Genomic DNA, 17,012 nt, shown 5'->3' with positions numbered 1-17,012 from the left:
GACGTGACAAACACAAACTCCAACGGGTACCTGCCATATTCTCGCTGCTTTAATCCTGTCACAAAATCATCACAGAGTTTCCGTAACGTCATGTTGACGTCATTAACAGGACAAAGGGAACTGCTTTATGAATCGCAAAGTAATAGCTGTCGCCGTTGCATCGTTGCTTCCGGTTATTGCCCAGGGCGCCTTCAAACTAGACTCCCGTTACCAGGATAAAGATGGTGATCTGGTAGCCGATATACCGTCACAATCCGAAGATCAGCGTGATCCGTCCACCCTGGTATTTGCCTATACGCCAGTCGAGGATCCGGCAGTGTATCGCGAGGTCTGGTCCGGTTTTCTCGACCACCTGTCCGAGGTGACCGGCAAGCGTGTGCAGTTTTTCCCGGTTCAGTCCAATGCGGCCCAGATCGAAGCCATGCGCGCCGGCCGTCTACACATTGCCGGTTTCAATACCGGCTCCAACCCCCTGGCAGTCGCCTGTGCCGGCTTTCGTCCATTTACCATGATGGCTGCCGAGGATGGTTCCTTTGGATACGAGATGGAGATAATCACCTATCCAGGCTCCGGCGTCGAGGAAGTCGAGGATATTCGCGGCGGTGAACTGGCATTCACCTCGCAAACGTCCAATTCCGGCTTCAAGGCGCCCTCGGCCATACTCAAGGCCGACTACAACATGGTCCCGGAAGAGGATTTCGAGCCGGTCTTCTCCGGCAAGCACGACAACTCGATTCTGGGCGTGGCTAACAAGGACTACCAGGCTGCAGCTATCGCCAATTCAGTTCTCGACCGGATGCTGCGCAGGGATGTCGTCAGTGACGATCAGATTGTCAGCATCTATCAGTCGCAGACCTTTCCCACAACCGGCTATGGCATCGCCCACAACCTGATGCCGGAACTCCAGGAGCAGATCCAGGAAGCCTTCTTCTCATTTGACTGGGAAGGTTCGGAACTGGAAGAGGAGTTTTCCAAATCCGGCGAAGCACAGTTTATTCCCATCAGTTTCAAGGAGCACTGGGAGGTGATCCGCAAAATAGACGACGCCAACGGTGTGGAATACAACTGTCGTTAATCCGGCTATAGCAGGTTACTGTGCTTGAACTGAAACACCTTTCCAAAACCTATCGCACCGGCGACCGGGCCCTGACCGACATCAGCTTCATGGTGCCGGCAGGCCAGGTAGTGGGCCTGATCGGTCCTTCGGGTGCCGGCAAGTCAACTTTGATTCGCTGCATAAACCGCCTTGTGGAACCGTCCGGGGGAAGCATTTTCCTCGGCGACACCGAGCTCACTTCACTCCGGGGCGGGGCATTGCGCAAGGCTCGCCGACGCATTGGCATGATCTTCCAGGAATACGCCCTGGTTGAACGACTCACAGTGATGGAGAACGTATTGTCTGGGCGGCTGGGATATGTTGCCGGCTGGCGGTCCTTCTTGCGGCGTTTCAGCGGCGACGACATCACCCTGGCGTTTTCATTGCTGGAGAAGGTCGGACTTGAAAAGCAACACAACAAGCGGGCGGACGCCCTGTCCGGCGGCCAACGCCAGCGCGTCGGAATTGCCCGGGCGCTGGAACAGAATCCCGAACTGCTGCTGGTAGATGAGCCTACCGCCTCCCTGGACCCGAAGACCTCACGCCAGATCATGCGGTTGATTCAGACCGTGTGCCGGGAACGAAACCTGCCAGCTATCATCAATATTCACGACGTGATGCTGGCCCAGCAGTTCTCGGACCGCATCATCGGCCTGCGGGCAGGTGAAGTAGTGTTCGATGGCAAACCGAAGGAACTCACTGACAATGTTCTGACCAGCATCTACGGCCAGGAAGACTGGGCGCAGGTGCGACAGGACCAGTCTGGTAGCGATAACGAACCGCGACAACCAACAATCGATGTGGCAGAGGGGGTCTAGCTTTGGCCAACGCCACGCCGACAGCCTGGAAACGACCACCTGTCCTGCTTAAAAACCCGATCTGGCGGCGGATCTTTTACCTGGGTGCGGCCATTTATCTGGTGCTCGCCCTGCAAACGGTTGAGGTCAACTGGATGCGGGTCTACGAGGGCCTGGAACGGGGCTGGCGCTTTGTTCAGGGCTTTCTGGTGCCGGATTTCACTACCCGTTGGACCGATATCCGTGCCGGCCTGATTGAGAGCCTGACCATGACGGTCACCTCCACCGTAGCCGGCATTCTGGTTTCCGTGCCCATTGGCATAGGTGCCTCCCGCAATCTGGCGCCGGCACCGATCTACCTGGTCTGCCGGAGCATAATCACCCTGTCCCGGTCATTCCAGGAGGTGATCATCGCCATTCTGCTGGTGGCCATGTTCGGATTTGGCCCCTTTGCAGGCTTCCTCACCCTCGCTTTTGCCACTATCGGTTTCCTCTCGAAGTTGCTGGCCGAGGACATCGAAGCCTGTGACAACAACCAGATTGAAGCAATCCGCGCCACCGGTGCCGGCTGGTGGCAGGTGGTCAACTACGCTGTGCAGCCACAGGTAATGCCGCGACTGGTGGGGCTGTCCCTGTACCGGCTGGACATCAACTTCCGCGAATCTGCGGTAATCGGCATCGTGGGTGCAGGCGGCATTGGCGCCACTCTCAACACGGCGATCGATCGCTACGAGTATGATTCCGCAGGTGCCATCCTGATTATCATCATCGCCATTGTATTGGTGGTTGAATATTCGTCCTCGCACATACGCAGGTGGGTCCAGTGACCGTCACACAGATCCAGGGCCAACCGGCCTGGCAGTTCCGTACCGGCAAACAGACATTGCTGCGCTGGGTCGGATGGCTCTGCCTAGCAGCACTGACCGTTTTCTGCTGGGAGCTGATGAACCGCGACACCATCTGGTCCTTTGTGGCGGATGCGCCTGACCAGGCCGCGGACATTGGCGAGCGCATGTTCCCGCCAGCATTGGGCTACGTTAACCAGCTCTGGGGCCCGCTCTGGGATACCATCAACATTGCTACACTGGGCACCATCATAGGTGTCATCATCGCCATCCCCGTGGCTTTCCTGGCTGCCAGAAACACCACGCCCAGCCAGCGCTTCGTGCGGCCCGTGGCACTGTTGATCATCGTGTCATCCCGCTCCATCAACTCGTTGATCTGGGCACTGCTACTGGTGGCCATTATCGGCCCGGGGCTTTTGTCCGGCATCGTCGCTATCGGGCTGCGCTCCATCGGCTTCGTAGCGAAACTGCTTTACGAGGCCATTGAAGAGATCGACTTCAAGCAGGTGGAAGCCGTCCGTGCCACGGGCGCCAGCGGTGCGCAGATTATCGACTACGCCATCGTGCCGCAAATCCTGCCTGCATTCTGGGGCATCAGTGTGTTCCGCTGGGACATCAATATCCGCGAATCCACCATTCTGGGCCTGGTTGGTGCGGGCGGGCTCGGGCTTCAGTTGCAGGCCTCCCTAAGCACCCTTGCCTGGAACCAGGTCACGATGATCTTCGTGGTCATACTCGTCACCGTTGTGGCGTCGGAATGGGTTTCCGCAAGGGTACGCCAGGCGGTACTCTAGGAGGATGACCGATACTCACCCCACGTCATTTAACGGCATTACCCCTACCCCGGCCTGGGCCTTTCAGCAGTATGAGCGAATCCGGCAGTGGCTGCCGGATGGCTTGCCGGCAAAGCAACAGCCACATTCGCAAACGCTGGACAATCTGGCGCCGCTTGCTGATCAGTTCCGCGTTTTCGTATTCGACGCCTTCGGTGTGCTTAACGCCGGCGACCGCGCGTTTCCAGCTGCCATTGAACGATTCCGGGCATTGCAGGAAATGGGCAGCCAGCTTCAGATTCTTTCCAACGCGGCCACTGCCAGCCACCCCAGACTGGTGGAAAAGTACCGGCGAATAGGATTCGAGATAACGCCGGATCAACTCATTTCCAGCCGCTGGTTACTGGAACAGTCCCTCGCTATCCGGGCCCGTGAGGGGACCTGGGGCGTCATCGCCCCGGAAAAATCAGAGCCGGCCACACTACCTGTCAACTGGCACCCGGTCAGGCCACCGTTTACCCGGCAGCTGCAACGGGAGCTGGACGACTACGATGGCCTGATCATGCTCAGCAGCGAGGACTGGAATGAAGACATGCAGGCAGCCCTTGAGGCCAGCCTGAGGCAGCGTCCCAGGCCCCTGGAAATCGCCAATCCGGACCTGGTCGCACCCCGGGGCGACTGCCTGACCCTTGAGCCCGGCTTTTTCGCCCACCGAGCACGGGAGACCTGTGGTGTCATTCCGGAATTCTATGGCAAGCCCTACGCCCCAGCTTTCCGCGCCGTGCTTGAGCGATTCCCGAGTATACCACCAGAACAGATCCTCATGGTTGGCGACACCCTGCACACGGATATCCTGGGTGGGCAGAGCACCGGCATGAAAACCATGCTGATCACGGCGGAGGGTTCTCTGCAGGGTATGAACATACCGGACTGCATTTCACAGTCCGGCATTGCTCCGGATTTCATAGCCACGGAAATCTGAGCCCGGACCGGGATCTCCCATCGGGGGCCATTACCGCCCCGACTTCAGCATTTCCCAGTACTTGGTGTAAACCTGCATGGCATCGTCACCTACGTCTTCCTGGAACTCAGCGTTGGTGAGGTCCTCCGGTGTCGGGTAGCTTGTGCGGTCGTTAGCGACTTCATCGCTCAGCACTTCCCGGGCGGCAAGATTGGGCGTGGCATAACCGATATCCTCACTGATAAGCGCGGAGATTTCCGGTTGCATTACAAAGCTGATGAACTGGTGAGCGGCGTCGGCGTTCTCGGCATTCTTCGGAATCACGAAGCTGTCCAGCCATACGATGATGCCCTCTTCCGGATAGACATATTCCAGGGAAGCCATGTCATCCTGCCCCATCACCGCTTCGCCATTCCAGATCATGCCGATATCGGTTTCACCTTCCAGGTATGGCATTCGGGGAGCGTCCGAGTTGAAGGTGCGAACGGATGGCATCAGTTCAGTGAGCTTCTCGTAAGCCTCCTCGATCTCGTCCGGATCAGTACTGTTGCCGGAGTAGCCCAGTACCCGAAGGCCGATATGGAATACTTCGCGCATGTCGTTTGTGAGCATGACACGGCCTTCGTATTCCTCGTTCCAGAGGTCCGCCCAGGCGTTCACATTGTCAGCCTCGATATCATCAGCGTCGTAAGCCAGACCGGTGGTGCCCCACAGGTACGGCACGCTGTATTCGTTATCCGGATCGATATCCAGGTTCACAAGCTCGGGGTCCAGCTGATCAAAGCCTTCAATCTTGCTGCGATCAATTTTCTCCAGCAGGCCCTCTTTACGCATCTTGCTGACGTAATAAGTCGACGGTAACGCCAGGTCATAATCGCCGCTTTCTTCCAGCAGTTTCAGCCTTGCATACATCGCCTCGTTGCTGTCGTAGGTGGTGTAAACCACCTGGATACCGGTTTCCTCTTCGAAACGGTCCAACACCTCCTGCGGCATGTACTCGGACCAGTTGTACAGGTTCAGTACCTGCGGTTCATCCTGGGAACTGCATCCGGTGAGGGACACGGCCACAAGGCCTGCCAGCGCCAGCTTCTTCATCGTTTGCTCCTTGTCAGTATCCATTGGGAAAGCATTAACATCGTCAGGGAAAATACCAGTAACAGGGTGCCAAGGGCGTTTACTTCCGGTTTCAGGCCCACGCGCACCATGGAATAGATCCTTAATGGCAGAATTTCATAACTGGGGCCACTCACAAAGGTACTGACCACCACGTCATCCAGGGACAGGGTGAACCCCAGCAGCCAGCCGGCCAATAGCGCCGGCGTGATCACCGGAATCAGCACTGTACGGGTCATGGTGAAATCACTGGCGCCGAGGTCCCTGGCGGCTTCCGGCAGGCTTTCATCAAACCCGCTCAACCTGGCCATCACCGTGATCACCACGAACGGCAGACAAAACGTCACGTGCGCCAGCAACAGCGACACAAACCCCAATTGAATACCCACCAGCAGAAACAGCGCCAGCAGTGAAATGGCCAACACGATTTCCGGCGACATCATCACCACAAACAGCATGCCCCGCAGCATCCGCTTGCCCCGGAAGCGGTAACGATGAAGTGCCAGCGCCGTCAATGCACCTATGATAGTCGACACAGTGGCTGCTGCCAGCGCAAGCCACAGGGAATTCCACATCGCCTGCACCATGGCCTGATTGTTGAACAGGGACTCATACCACTGCAGGCTGAGACCACCCCAGCGGTAACCTGTTCGGGCGTTGTTGAAGGAAAACACCACCAGCACCAGGATCGGCACGTAAATCATGGCGTAGACCAGGGTAAGGTAGGCCCTGGGCAGCCAACGGCTCACGTTTTTGCCTCCTCACCCAGGCGCCTCTGGCTGAGCCGGTGGGCAAACAGCAGTAAGGCCATGGCCACTGTGAGCAGAATGCTGGCAGCGGCACCGAATGGCCAGTTGCGGGCGTCCAGGAACTGATTCTTGATCACGTTGCCCACCAGCAGATTGCGGGAGCCACCCAGGATGTCGGCAACGAAGAACAGCCCCATGGCCGGCAACAGCACCAGCATGACGCCCGCCAGCACGCCGGGCAGCGTCAGGGGCACGGTAACATGCAGGAAGGTGGATAACTTGCCCGCCCCCAGGTCGTGAGACGCCATTAACAGTTCCTGTTTGAGATCATCAAACACTGAGTAAAGCGGCAGGATCATGAACGGCAGTAACAGATACACCAGCCCGATAATGACTGCACCTTCGGTATAGAGCATTCGCAGTGGCTCGTCGATAAGCCCCATGCTCATTAGCGCACTATTGATCAGTCCGTTGGTTGCCAGCAGCAGTTTCAATGCATAGGTACGCACCAGGGAGTTGGTCCAGAAAGGCACAATCAAAAGGAATACGAGCAGAGTCTGGCGCTGTTTTCCCAGCCCGGACAAGGCCCACGCAAAAGGGTAGCCAATCAGCAGACAGAGGACTGTTGTCATGCCTGCCATGTAAAGGGAGTTCAGGAAGACATCCAGATACAGAGGGTCCAGCAATTGCCGGTAACTGGCCAGGTTCAGCGGCAGTGAGAGAAACGTGCCGGGATCACGGGTCATAACACTGGCACCCACCACCAACAGGTTTGGCACAAGCACCAGAAGCAACAGCCAGCCCCACACCAGTACCAGCACAGCGGTCTTGAAGGGTTGCCGTAATACTCTATGCATCCGCGGCCAGCCCTTCTGCCGCTTTATTCACCGGCCCCGGCTCCACCGGTAACAACCATTCCCAGCCATCCACCCAACTGACCCGTACCGGTTCACCCAGTTTGTAATCGAAGGCCGGATCGTCTTCATCAAAAAACTCACTGGCCAGCACTTCGGTGCCATCCTCAAGGTGAATCACGGAATCCAGCGTGCTGCCCTTATAGTTGCGCTCCACCACCTTACCAGCAAGGCCCTGGGAGTCATCTGGAGCCAGCACGCGGATGTCCTCGGGGCGTAACAGAACATTGACACGCTCGCCTTCACGAACCTGGAACACGGGCTTCTGCAAGTTCCGGCGAAGACCCAGGATATCCAGGGTAATCCCGCTATCATCAACCGAGTCCAGGTAACCCGGAAACAGGTTGGTTTCCCCGACGAACCGCGCGGTAAAGAGGTTGGCAGGCCGTTCATAGATTTCCCGGGGCGTGCCCAACTGCTGGACTTCACCGTCTTTGAGCACCACCACGCGATCCGACATGGAAAGCGCCTCTTCCTGGTCGTGGGTGACGAAAACGAAGGTAATCCCCAGCTCCCTCTGCAGGCGTTTCAGCTCCACCTGCATGGTACGCCGCAGTTTGTAATCCAGGGCAGACAGCGGCTCATCCAGCAACAGCAGTTGTGGCCGCTTGACCACTGCCCTGGCAATGGCAACCCGCTGCTGCTGGCCGCCCGACAACTGGTGCGGCTTGCGGCGCGCAAAATCCTGGAGCTGCACCATCGCAAGCACGTCGTCCACCCGCTGACGAATTTCGTCTTTCGGCCGTTTCTCCATTTTCAGGCCGTAAGCAACATTGTCGTAAACCGACATATGCGGGAATAGCGCATAATTCTGGAACACGGTGTTGAGGGGACGGTGCTCGGGAGAAGCATGGGTGATGTCGTGGCCAGACAACGTCACCGACCCGGTGTCTGGCTGTTCAAAGCCTGCCATCAGCCGCAGCAGCGTGGTTTTGCCACAACCGGATGGCCCCAGCAGTGTAATGAACTCGCCGTCCAGAATATCCAGATCCAGCGAGTCCAGCACCGTTTTGCCATCGAACGCCTTGGCGACGTTTTTCAGGGAAAGGAGTATTTCTTTCATTCACCCGAAACGCTGTTCAGATAAGCCTTGTCTGAAATATTCGTCCACTGCCGGACCTGTTTCAGATAGTTTTCCTGGGAGGTGATAATCTCCTTTGCCAGCTCGTCTTTCTCTGCCTCTTCGGCCAACAGCTTTTCGGTAGCATCGCGCAGTGCGTCGATCACTTCCGGCGGGAAGGTCTTGTGAGTCACATCCGGATAATCTTCTTTCATGCGATCCCAGGCAACGCCACTTTCATGGGTGCTTTGAATGTACATGTCGTAGGCGGCCGTACGCATGGATACCCGCAGGATTTCCTGCAACTCTTCCGGCAACTCATCCCAGGTTTTCTTGTTGATCAGGAACTGGACTTCCGCACCCGGCTCCTGCCAGCCGGAATAGTAGTACTTGGCAATCTGGTGAAAGCCCATGTTGAAATCCAGTGCAGGGCCCACCCATTCCAGCGCGTCGATGGTGCCGCGCTCCAGTGAACTGTATAGCTCACCCGGCGGGATATTGGTAACCGCGACGCCCACTTCCGCCATCACTTCCCCGGCAAACCCCGGGGTACGCATTTTCAGCCCCTGAAGGTCTTCCACACTGTTGATTTCCTCACGAAACCAGCCACCCATCTGGTTGCCGGTATTACCGCCGGGAAACGACAGCAAACCGTGGGGGCTGTAGACTTTTTCCATCAGCTCCATACCGCCGCCGTAGTAAAACCAGGCGTACTGTTCCTGGGCAATCATTCCGAAGGGTACAGTGGTGAAATACATGGCGTTGGGGATCGAGCCCTTGTAATAATACGACGCCGTGTGCCCCATGTCGTACTGGCCGGCCTTGACCATATCGAAGATGCCAAACGGTGCTTTATGCTTGTTGGAGGAATCAATCCGGAACTTCAGGCGACCACCGGACATTTTCTCCGCCATGGCAGCCATGCTGCGGGGCGTCTCGCCCAGAATCGGGGAGTTGGGGCCCCAGGTTTCAGCCAGGCGGATGGTGTAGGTTTCTTCGGCCAGCAGTGAGGTGCTTGCAAGAGACAGCATCAGCGCAAGCGCGGTCAGGAAGGGTTTGAAAGTGGTCATAAGCGAGCCCGTTTCCATTATTGTTGGAGTTGGTTCAGATGGCTCACATGATAGCCTGATGGCCGGCTGACGCCAATCGTCAACCGCCCATCAGAACCGGATCTATACTTTGAACTGACCTACCAGGTCCCGCAGGCTTTCACCCAGTCGCGCCAGCTCGTGGCTCGCTTCATTGGTCTGGGTAACGCCGGTATCGCTGCGTTGTGCAGCATCCACAATCCGCACCACGTTCTGGTTGATTTCCTCGGCTACCTGGCTTTGCTGCTCGGCCGCGGTGGCAATCTGGGTGACCTGATCGTGAATGTGACCCACGGACTTCTCGATGGTGCGCAGGGCATCGGTAGCATGGTTGATACGTTCGACCGTTTCGGTGGAACGGGTGCGGGAAGCATCCATACGCTCCACTGCGGCACGGGATTCCGTCACGAAGCCATCGATCATACCGCGAATCTGGTCCGCGGATTCCGCGCTGCGCTTCGCGAGCTGGCGCACTTCATCCGCAACCACCGAGAAGCCGCGACCATGTTCACCGGCACGGGCAGCTTCTATGGCCGCGTTGAGTGCCAGCAGGTTGGTCTGATCGGTAACAGCGTGGATAACGTCGAGTACCTGGGTGATCTCGTCGGTTTTTTCAGCCAGATTACTGATACGGGTAGAGCTTGCTTCAATCTCCTCCGACAGCTGATTGACAGAAGACTGGGCGTTGGCGATGGTCTCACCACCATCCCGGGCCAGCTTGTCGGCATCGGAAGCCGCACTTTCCACTTCATTGGCGTTGCCAGAGATCTGCTGGATAGTGGCCGCCATTTCGTTGATGGCCGAGGCGATCTGATCGGTCTCCGAGCCCTGCTCCTGAACCGATGCGCGGGTTTCCGTAGCAACACGGCTGAGTTCTTCCGCGGCTGAGGCCACCTGATCGGTAGTCGCCCCTACTTCGCGAATGGTGTCCTGGATTTTTACCACGAAGGCGTTGAAGCGACGCCCCAGTTCCGCCAGTTCGTCGTTACCCTCGTCAGGCAGCCGGTGACGGAGATCGCCTTCGCCTTCTGAAATATCTTTCATAAATGCAATAACGCGGTTCAACGGATTGGTGACAGTGCGACCGACGAAGATTCCAATGAGCAGAGCAATGACGACAACGACCACAGCCTCAAGAATGATAAAACCCAGGGTTTCTGCAATCTCTTCCTCAATATCAGCCCGGGCCGCGGCGACCACTTTTTCAATATCGGTAACATAGACACCGGTACCAATCATCCAGTTCCAATCCGGAATGATGGTTGAATAGGACACTTTTGGCTCAACCTCGCCGGATTCAGGATTCGGCCAGTCATAGCCAAAGAATCCATCCCCGTCGGCGGCATCAAAGAGGGAACGCACCAGCTTTTGCACATCCGGATTCGTGGTCGGGCCTTCCCGAGAAGGGTCAGGGGCATAGGCAAGATTCTCCAGATCGCGCGCATAGGCGAACACATAGTTGCCGCCTTCGAAGCTGATGGAGCGCAGCCGATTTTTGGCCTCCTCGCGGGCCTCGGCTTCTGAAAGATCCGGATTATTCTTGGCTTCAAGAACGACAGAACGGGCCGTGTCGACCAGGTTTTTCAGTCCTTCCTTGCGCGCCTCAAGCAGGCTCTCTTCCAGGCGCTCAAGCTCAGCCTCACCGCCACTTTTTATCTGAGCGACTGAAGTCCAGGCAAGGGCTACCGCCGTAATGACTACTGGCACAAGAACGCCCAGCAGAAGACGGGAACGAATGCGTAGCCGACTCAGGAATGTCATTGGGTATTACTCCGTGAAAGAATGCGAATCCGGCGCAATTATCCACAAAAGGCCCGCCAGGGTATGTTCCAGTTTGTAAAACGCATGTAAGCGGACAGGCTGCTACCTTACTTAATGCCAGGACGCAAACCTTTAACGTCCGTGCATGAATCATTTAAAAAGGGGATCGGCTGGTAGATCAACGACTTGAACCGGAGTTAAACTAAAGGTGTAGCAGCCGGCTCCGGATTACCAACCCGGAGAAGGTTACAACTGCCCAGAGGCACAGATGAAATACCTGAATCTGATCCGACATGCCAAATCCAGCTGGGCTGATGACAGCCTTCGGGATCACCAGCGCCCACTGAACAACCGTGGGCAGAAACAGCTGGGCCCCATGAGCAGAGCTGTCCGGGCCTCTGGCGTTCTGGATGGCGCGATTTTCTGCAGTAATGCCACCCGTGCGCAGCAGACCCTGGAGGGCCTGATACCTCAGGACGCCCGGGGGAAAACTCACGTTGCACCGGTGCTCTACACCTTCAATTACCAGGTAATTCTTGACTGGCTCCGGGACCGGGAAGGCGAAGACAATATCACCCTTATAGGCCACAACCCCGCTCTGGAGGAACTGGCTGACTATTTGCTGAAGCAGGCACCTGAAAGCTTCCCCACCTGCGCATTCATGCAGATCGCGCTGCCGATCAAACACTGGCACAAGCTGGCAAAAAACAGGGGCCGTCTGGAGCAGTTCCTGACCCCCAGAGATGTCAGCTATCAGCAATTCAATCGCAAACGCAAGAAGATTCCCGGCGGCGGCAACGCTTCACTGACCGGGCATATTCCCGAAGCACTGCAGCATCATTATGAACGCATGCGGGAACTCGAAGCGGGGGTTATCAGAGGATTTGACGACGAGTTCCTGCACCAGTACCGCATCGCTATCCGCCGTAGCCGCGCCATCGCAGAGTCTGTCAGCGAAATCAGCGGAGACTCTCATCTCCGTAAAGCGGTCAAGATACTGAAGAGGCACGCAAAGGCAACGAGCCAGCTCAGGGACCTGCACGTCTTCCTTGCCGATCTGGAACGGTCACAACTGAAAGAGGATACCCGGGCCGCGCTGATCCGTTCCGGCGCCAGAAACTGCTTCGCCAACCTCGCGGACCTCGAGCACCATAGGCTCACCAGACGACTGACCGGCAAAAAATACCGGAAGGATATGAATGACTGGTACCAGCTCATTACATCCCGCCACTTTGAAAAAATAACCCGGAAACTGACGACAGAAGACATCCGGAAAGCGCTGCACACGCGTATAACTCACTACAACACGTTAACTGATGATCTTGGCCGGTCTTCCTCCGACGATGATTTCCATACCCTGCGAAAACTACTGAAACGCATTCGGTATCTGGCCGAGCTCGACAAACCGGCGTTCGGTAAAATGCTTGAACAGTTAAAGCATCGCCAGCAACGATTTGGTGACTTTCAGGACCTGCATGTGCAGGCGGACATGCTGGCAATGTTTCGCGACAGCATCGCTGAAGAACCCGACATGCTGGAACCCGTGGCAGGGCTGAACAACCTGATAGCAGGGCTGGAGGCGGAGAAAGCCAACGTGCGAGATGAAATCCTGACCCTTGGAGGTATTGATGGACACTTTGTTCTATGACGGCCAGTGCCCTTTGTGCGCAAAGGAGATCGGTACCCTGAGAAAACTGCAGAAGGGTGACCTGGTGTTTGCGGAGATCCATGCCCAGGAAAACCGTAAAGGCATGCTGCCAGATCGGGAAGCGCTGCTTCGCAGACTCCATCTGCTAACCGGTGACGGTGACTGGGTGGTTGGTCTGCCAGCCAATGTGCGCGCATGGTCTCACACCCGTTTCGGGTTCTTCTTCAAACCGTTACTCTGGCCCGTCATTTATCCCATCGCTGCGCGCATCTACAAGAACTGGGCCGACAAACGCTATGACAGGAAGTACGCGTGTGGCACCTGCGAGGTGTGACTACAGGCTACGCAGGTCGCCTTCGGCCGGACCAGGCCGACCAGGAATACAGGCCCAGCGCCACCCAGATCATGGCAAAGCTCAACAGCTTTTCCCCGCTCATCATCTCGTCAAACACGAACAGAGCGATCAAAAACTGGAGTGTGGGATTGATATACATCAGAAAGCCCACGGTTGCCAGGCGTAACCGGCGGGCCGCGCCGGCGAATAACAGCAACGGGACTGCAGTAGCGATACCACTGGAGATCAGTAACACCATGATGGTTGTGCTGTCACCAAAATGGGACTGGCCGGCCGAGCCCAGCCAGGCGAGAGCCAGCAGACCAACCGGAAGCAACAGCAGCGTTTCAACGAACAGCCCCGACAGACCATCCAGCTCCACCTGTTTACGCAGCAGGCCATAGGTACCAAAACTGAAAGCCAGCACCAGAGTTATCCAGGGCACCAGGCCGAGCAGGAAAAACTGGTACAGAATCGCGATGGCTGCCAGTGCTACGGCCACAACCTGTAACCGTGAGATAGTTTCCCGCAACACCAGCATACCCAGGCCTACATTCACCAGTGGTGTAAGGAAATAGCCCAGGCTGGCCTGGAGTACGTGCCGGGTTTCCACGGCATAAATATAAACACCCCAGTTCAGGGCAATGAATACGGCACAGCCAAATACAAAGCCGAGTTTTCGGGGGTGTGCCAGTGCCGCCATTATGGGCTGCCAGCGCTTGAGCGCGGTGACCACAATCGCCAGGAAAACGCAGGACCAGATGACCCGGTGAATCAACACTTCATAGGAGGGCACGCCGGCGAACAGGGCAAAGTAAAGGGGGAAGCAGCCCCAGATTGTGTAGGCGGAAAGACCGAATAGAACGCCCTTGGTGGCTTCAGGTGTGGCGGTTTTCATAGCTTCCTCATTGTCTGGTGCGTCAATTTAGCACACTGCTGGTGACGCCCGCCCGACAAATGCCTTACTCTCGGTCTATCCGCTCAACACTTTGGAGGCACACCATGAAAACAGCGCACGATCTTGTTGCACAAGCCAAACAGGATATCCATGAGATTCCGATGGATCAGGCCGACGATGCCATCAGAAAAGCGGATATGCTGGTGGATGTGAGGGATCCGGATGAATACCGGGCCAGCCATATTCCGGGGGCCGTCAATATTTCGCGGGGCATGCTGGAATTCAAGTTTACCAATGACCCGGCGCTGGAAAACCGCGATCTGAACATTGTCTGCTACTGCAAAACCTCTGGCAGGGCGGCACTCGGCGCGAAAGCCTTGAAGGAAATGGGCTACCTTCACGTGACGTCCATCGCCGGGGGTTTCGATGCCTGGCAGGAGGCAGGCAAGGCAGTTGTCCAACCCGACCTGCCGTCTTTCGAATAACGGTCGTTTTCAAAGGCAACAGGCTTTGTGCTTTTTACCGCTACCACAGGGGCAGGGCTCATTCCTGCCCGGTTTGAATCCGCCTTCACTGGTGTCGCCACTGCCACAGGGACAGCGTTCGGGGTTAACCTCTGCGACCATCTGGGACGCCTCCGGGTCGGGTCAAAAGGTTCATTTTAACAGTTTTAGTTGTTCCCCCGCTGTGATATCAACACCCAACTCATTCCCGCGAGTAGGCTGATTGTGACTGACCTTTCCCTGCTACAGATAATCCTCGCTAACCTCGCGCTGCTTGCCGGTTCCTGTCTGCAGGGCGTAGCGGGTTATGGCATTGGCACCCTGGCAGCGCCACTGCTATTTCTCATCAGTCCCACACTGGTACCGGCTCCGCTGGTACTCAATGCGGTGATATTGACGGTGCTCATGGTGCTACGAAACCGCGGAGCCCTGCAGATCCGGGAAGTGCGGTTTGCCGTCGGTGGCGGCGTTGCCGGCATGCTCCTGGCCGGCATAACACTGACGCTGATCTCGCCCAAGGGGTTCGAACTGGTGTTCGGCATACTGATCCTCATTGCGGTGCTGCTGAGTGTGGCCGGTTTACGGCCGCAACTGAATGCCCGCAATAGCGCACTGGCCGGCGCCGCTTCGACCTATATGGGCACCATTACGGCCGTGGGCGGCCCACCGATCGCACTGATCTACCAGAACCAGAGAGGGTCGTTGGTGCGAGCCAATATGTCGGCTTTCTTCCTGGTCGCCAGTTTCTTCAGCATTGCCGCCCTGGTGGCATCCGGCTATCTGGGGCAGCGGGAACTCCAACTGTTTGTCGTTACCTTTCCGGGGGTACTGATAGGTTTCTGGCTGTCCGGCAAGCTGGTCAATCGCATGCCGTTCGACGGGCTCAGGCCAATCATTCTCGGCATTGCCGCCGTTGCGGGTACTGCTGCCCTGATACGTGGCATCATGTCGCTCTAGCCCGTGCCCCCTTACTCGGCCCACAAGCGCGCGCGGAAGCCACTCTGTTTCCACAGTACGGCAATCCAGATCGCATGCAGGTTGATCAGAAACGCCAGCACCCACTCGAAGGCATCGTCTATCTGGCTGTATATTTCCGGCACTAGGGCGGTCAGGATGACTGACAGTATCCCCACTGCCAGTGCGAGCTCGCACAGCCACAACAGGCGCTCCCCGCTCTGGTGCCAACGCGGATGGCCTTTCAGTGCGGAACTGATCAGCAGCTGCGCAATGTAGGTAAGCGAGAAGTACAGCACCACGCCAATCCGACGAGTCAGGTTAAAGCCATCACCCGCATGACCAAGCGCGAGTGTGTAGGCAGCGAGCGATACACAGGCAACAAACCCCAGCCAGGGAATCCAGGGACGACCGCGACTGGTCGCTCCCAGCTGATGGAGCCAGCGTCCGTTCAGGTACCAGAACAGAATGCCAAGAAGAGCGGCCGGCAGCATGGTGCCCTTGAATATAAAGTAGCTGGTGCCGTAGCGGCCGGTTCGGCTGATGCTGGTGCAGCTGTCCCAGTAGGGGATGCACCAGGAAACGTGCCCTTCCATCACTGACACGGCAAAGGTGGTGTGAATCGTTATCAGCGGCGTCAGAGCGGCTGCCATCGCCAGCCACCATAGCGGTATGCCGTTCTTGATGTTGGTCATAGTCTCTTCCTCAATCCCCTTGTGCACACTCGGGCGGGACGACTGCCGGTCTCTGCCGCGCTTGGGGCAAACACATCACTTTCCGTTGCAGCATTTGACAATGTTTTAAAAAAACAACGATACACTGAAGCCACTTTCGCTTTATACTCTAGTCACAGCAACAATGACCTGACTTCTGTATACTAAGCAAACACCATACTTGTCCGATGAGTATGCATTATGAATCCGGCCCATAAGGACATCATTGAAACCGAGATTTCTGTAGCCGACCTGCAGATCGGTATGCATGTCATCCGCCTCGACCGGCCATGGGAAGAAACCAGTTTTCTGCTACAGGGTTTCATCCTGCAGACCGAGGAAGACGTTCTTGCTGTTCAGGAACAGTGTGACAAAGTCATCGTGCTAGGCAAGGTGGATCGCCCCAGACAGCCAGGTGAGAAGCTTTCGGCCAGAAGAGCGGGGCATTCGCCCCCGGCAGATGCGTCCGCCAGAGAACGCCAGACTTCATCCATTCCGAAACGTAAAGTCACCTACAACAACAAGATTGATACCAACCGTGAAATGGCCGCGGCGAGAATGAGCTATTCCGACGCCAAGGCCACCGTAAAGAACATTATGTCCAGCGTGCGGTTGGGGCAAACACTGGAAATGAACCAGATCCACAGGGTAGTGGACAGCTGCGTGGACAGCGTGCTGCGTAACGATAACGCCCTGCTACTGCTGACCAAGATCAAGAACAAGGACGAATACACTGCTGAACACTGCATCAACGTGTCAATTCTCTCGGCAGCGTTCGGCAAACATCTGGGGCTTCTGGAAGGAG

Annotated in this window: 19 protein-coding genes; 10 read left to right on the top strand and 9 right to left on the bottom strand. The window is 56.7% G+C overall.

The genetic code is table 11. The features are described from left to right. Positions 1-127: 127 nt before the first annotated feature. The 5 genes from phnD to ACESMB_RS07695 are packed head-to-tail and all read left to right on the top strand — an operon-like array spanning position 128 to position 4,493. Positions 128-1,075 carry a phosphate/phosphite/phosphonate ABC transporter substrate-binding protein gene (gene phnD / locus ACESMB_RS07715; RefSeq protein WP_372927699.1) on the top strand — a complete coding sequence of 316 codons (948 nt, stop codon included), beginning with the start codon at positions 128-130 and terminating at the stop codon, positions 1,073-1,075. A 20-nt stretch (positions 1,076-1,095) separates the two neighbouring features. Continuing rightward, a complete protein-coding gene (gene phnC, locus ACESMB_RS07710; RefSeq protein WP_372927698.1) occupies positions 1,096-1,914 on the top strand; it encodes a phosphonate ABC transporter ATP-binding protein in 819 nt (272 codons plus the stop codon). Positions 1,915-1,916: 2 nt separating this feature from the next. After that, positions 1,917-2,720, top strand: a complete 804-nt coding sequence (gene phnE, locus ACESMB_RS07705; RefSeq protein ID WP_372927697.1) for a phosphonate ABC transporter, permease protein PhnE — start codon at positions 1,917-1,919, stop codon at positions 2,718-2,720. After that, entirely contained in the window at positions 2,717-3,532 is an 816-nt protein-coding gene (gene phnE, locus ACESMB_RS07700; protein WP_372927696.1) for a phosphonate ABC transporter, permease protein PhnE, read from the top strand. Before phnE (ACESMB_RS07705) ends, phnE (ACESMB_RS07700) begins: the two co-directional genes overlap by 4 nt. A gap of 4 nt (positions 3,533-3,536) precedes the next feature. Further along, the gene (locus ACESMB_RS07695) at positions 3,537-4,493 is read left to right on the top strand and encodes an HAD-IIA family hydrolase (protein WP_372971254.1); all 957 of its coding nucleotides are present in this window, start codon (positions 3,537-3,539) and stop codon (positions 4,491-4,493) included. A gap of 30 nt (positions 4,494-4,523) precedes the next feature. Here ACESMB_RS07695 and ACESMB_RS07690 read toward each other — a convergent pair whose 3' ends face one another. From ACESMB_RS07690 to ACESMB_RS07665, 6 genes are all read right to left on the bottom strand, one after another. Beyond that, positions 4,524-5,567: an extracellular solute-binding protein gene (locus ACESMB_RS07690; RefSeq protein WP_372971253.1), complete on the bottom strand. Its 1,044-nt coding sequence runs from the start codon at positions 5,565-5,567 to the stop codon at positions 4,524-4,526. Continuing rightward, a complete protein-coding gene (potC, locus tag ACESMB_RS07685; RefSeq protein ID WP_372971252.1) occupies positions 5,564-6,334 on the bottom strand; it encodes a spermidine/putrescine ABC transporter permease PotC in 771 nt (256 codons plus the stop codon). Before potC ends, ACESMB_RS07690 begins: the two co-directional genes overlap by 4 nt. After that, positions 6,331-7,191 carry a spermidine/putrescine ABC transporter permease PotB gene (gene potB, locus ACESMB_RS07680; protein ID WP_372971251.1) on the bottom strand — a complete coding sequence of 287 codons (861 nt, stop codon included), beginning with the start codon at positions 7,189-7,191 and terminating at the stop codon, positions 6,331-6,333. Before potB ends, potC begins: the two co-directional genes overlap by 4 nt. Next, on the bottom strand, positions 7,184-8,311 hold the full coding sequence (gene potA, locus ACESMB_RS07675) for a spermidine/putrescine ABC transporter ATP-binding protein PotA (RefSeq protein WP_372971250.1): 1,128 nt from the start codon (positions 8,309-8,311) through the stop codon (positions 7,184-7,186). The genes potB and potA overlap by 8 nt, the downstream gene beginning before the upstream one ends. Next, the gene (locus ACESMB_RS07670) at positions 8,308-9,378 is read right to left on the bottom strand and encodes a TRAP transporter substrate-binding protein (protein WP_372926833.1); all 1,071 of its coding nucleotides are present in this window, start codon (positions 9,376-9,378) and stop codon (positions 8,308-8,310) included. The genes potA and ACESMB_RS07670 overlap by 4 nt, the downstream gene beginning before the upstream one ends. Before the next feature lie 102 nt (positions 9,379-9,480). Continuing rightward, positions 9,481-11,157 carry a methyl-accepting chemotaxis protein gene (locus tag ACESMB_RS07665; protein WP_372971249.1) on the bottom strand — a complete coding sequence of 559 codons (1,677 nt, stop codon included), beginning with the start codon at positions 11,155-11,157 and terminating at the stop codon, positions 9,481-9,483. A gap of 268 nt (positions 11,158-11,425) precedes the next feature. On the opposite strand from ACESMB_RS07665, the gene ACESMB_RS07660 reads away from it, so the two are divergent. Beyond that, positions 11,426-12,805, top strand: a complete 1,380-nt coding sequence (locus ACESMB_RS07660) for a CHAD domain-containing protein (protein WP_372971248.1) — start codon at positions 11,426-11,428, stop codon at positions 12,803-12,805. Then, entirely contained in the window at positions 12,786-13,139 is a 354-nt protein-coding gene (locus ACESMB_RS07655; RefSeq protein WP_372971247.1) for a thiol-disulfide oxidoreductase DCC family protein, read from the top strand. Before ACESMB_RS07660 ends, ACESMB_RS07655 begins: the two co-directional genes overlap by 20 nt. Positions 13,140-13,146: 7 nt before the next feature. Here the strand turns inward: ACESMB_RS07655 and rarD are convergent, their stop codons facing one another. Continuing rightward, entirely contained in the window at positions 13,147-14,037 is an 891-nt protein-coding gene (gene rarD, locus ACESMB_RS07650; protein WP_372926837.1) for an EamA family transporter RarD, read from the bottom strand. Between the two features lie 104 nt (positions 14,038-14,141). Between rarD and ACESMB_RS07645 the strand changes: the two genes are divergently transcribed. Further along, positions 14,142-14,522, top strand: a complete 381-nt coding sequence (locus ACESMB_RS07645; RefSeq protein WP_372926838.1) for a rhodanese-like domain-containing protein — start codon at positions 14,142-14,144, stop codon at positions 14,520-14,522. A 9-nt stretch (positions 14,523-14,531) separates the two neighbouring features. On the opposite strand, the gene ACESMB_RS07640 is transcribed toward ACESMB_RS07645, so the two are convergent. Further along, complete coding sequence (locus tag ACESMB_RS07640) at positions 14,532-14,663, bottom strand: SEC-C metal-binding domain-containing protein (protein WP_372971246.1); 132 nt, start codon at positions 14,661-14,663, stop codon at positions 14,532-14,534. A 102-nt stretch (positions 14,664-14,765) separates the two neighbouring features. Between ACESMB_RS07640 and ACESMB_RS07635 the strand changes: the two genes are divergently transcribed. After that, positions 14,766-15,497 carry a sulfite exporter TauE/SafE family protein gene (locus ACESMB_RS07635; protein WP_372971245.1) on the top strand — a complete coding sequence of 244 codons (732 nt, stop codon included), beginning with the start codon at positions 14,766-14,768 and terminating at the stop codon, positions 15,495-15,497. A gap of 11 nt (positions 15,498-15,508) precedes the next feature. Here the strand turns inward: ACESMB_RS07635 and ACESMB_RS07630 are convergent, their stop codons facing one another. Continuing rightward, entirely contained in the window at positions 15,509-16,189 is a 681-nt protein-coding gene (locus ACESMB_RS07630; protein WP_372971244.1) for a hypothetical protein, read from the bottom strand. Positions 16,190-16,408: 219 nt separating this feature from the next. Between ACESMB_RS07630 and ACESMB_RS07625 the strand changes: the two genes are divergently transcribed. Continuing rightward, the coding region (locus ACESMB_RS07625) for a DUF3391 domain-containing protein (protein WP_372971264.1) at positions 16,409-17,012 on the top strand (604 nt) is incomplete at its 3' end.

Source organism: Marinobacter sp. (assembly GCF_041686475.1).
GTDB lineage: Bacteria > Pseudomonadota > Gammaproteobacteria > Pseudomonadales > Oleiphilaceae > Marinobacter.
Note: the sequence above shows the minus strand (reverse complement) of the source record. Positions and strands in the feature narration are given on the sequence as shown.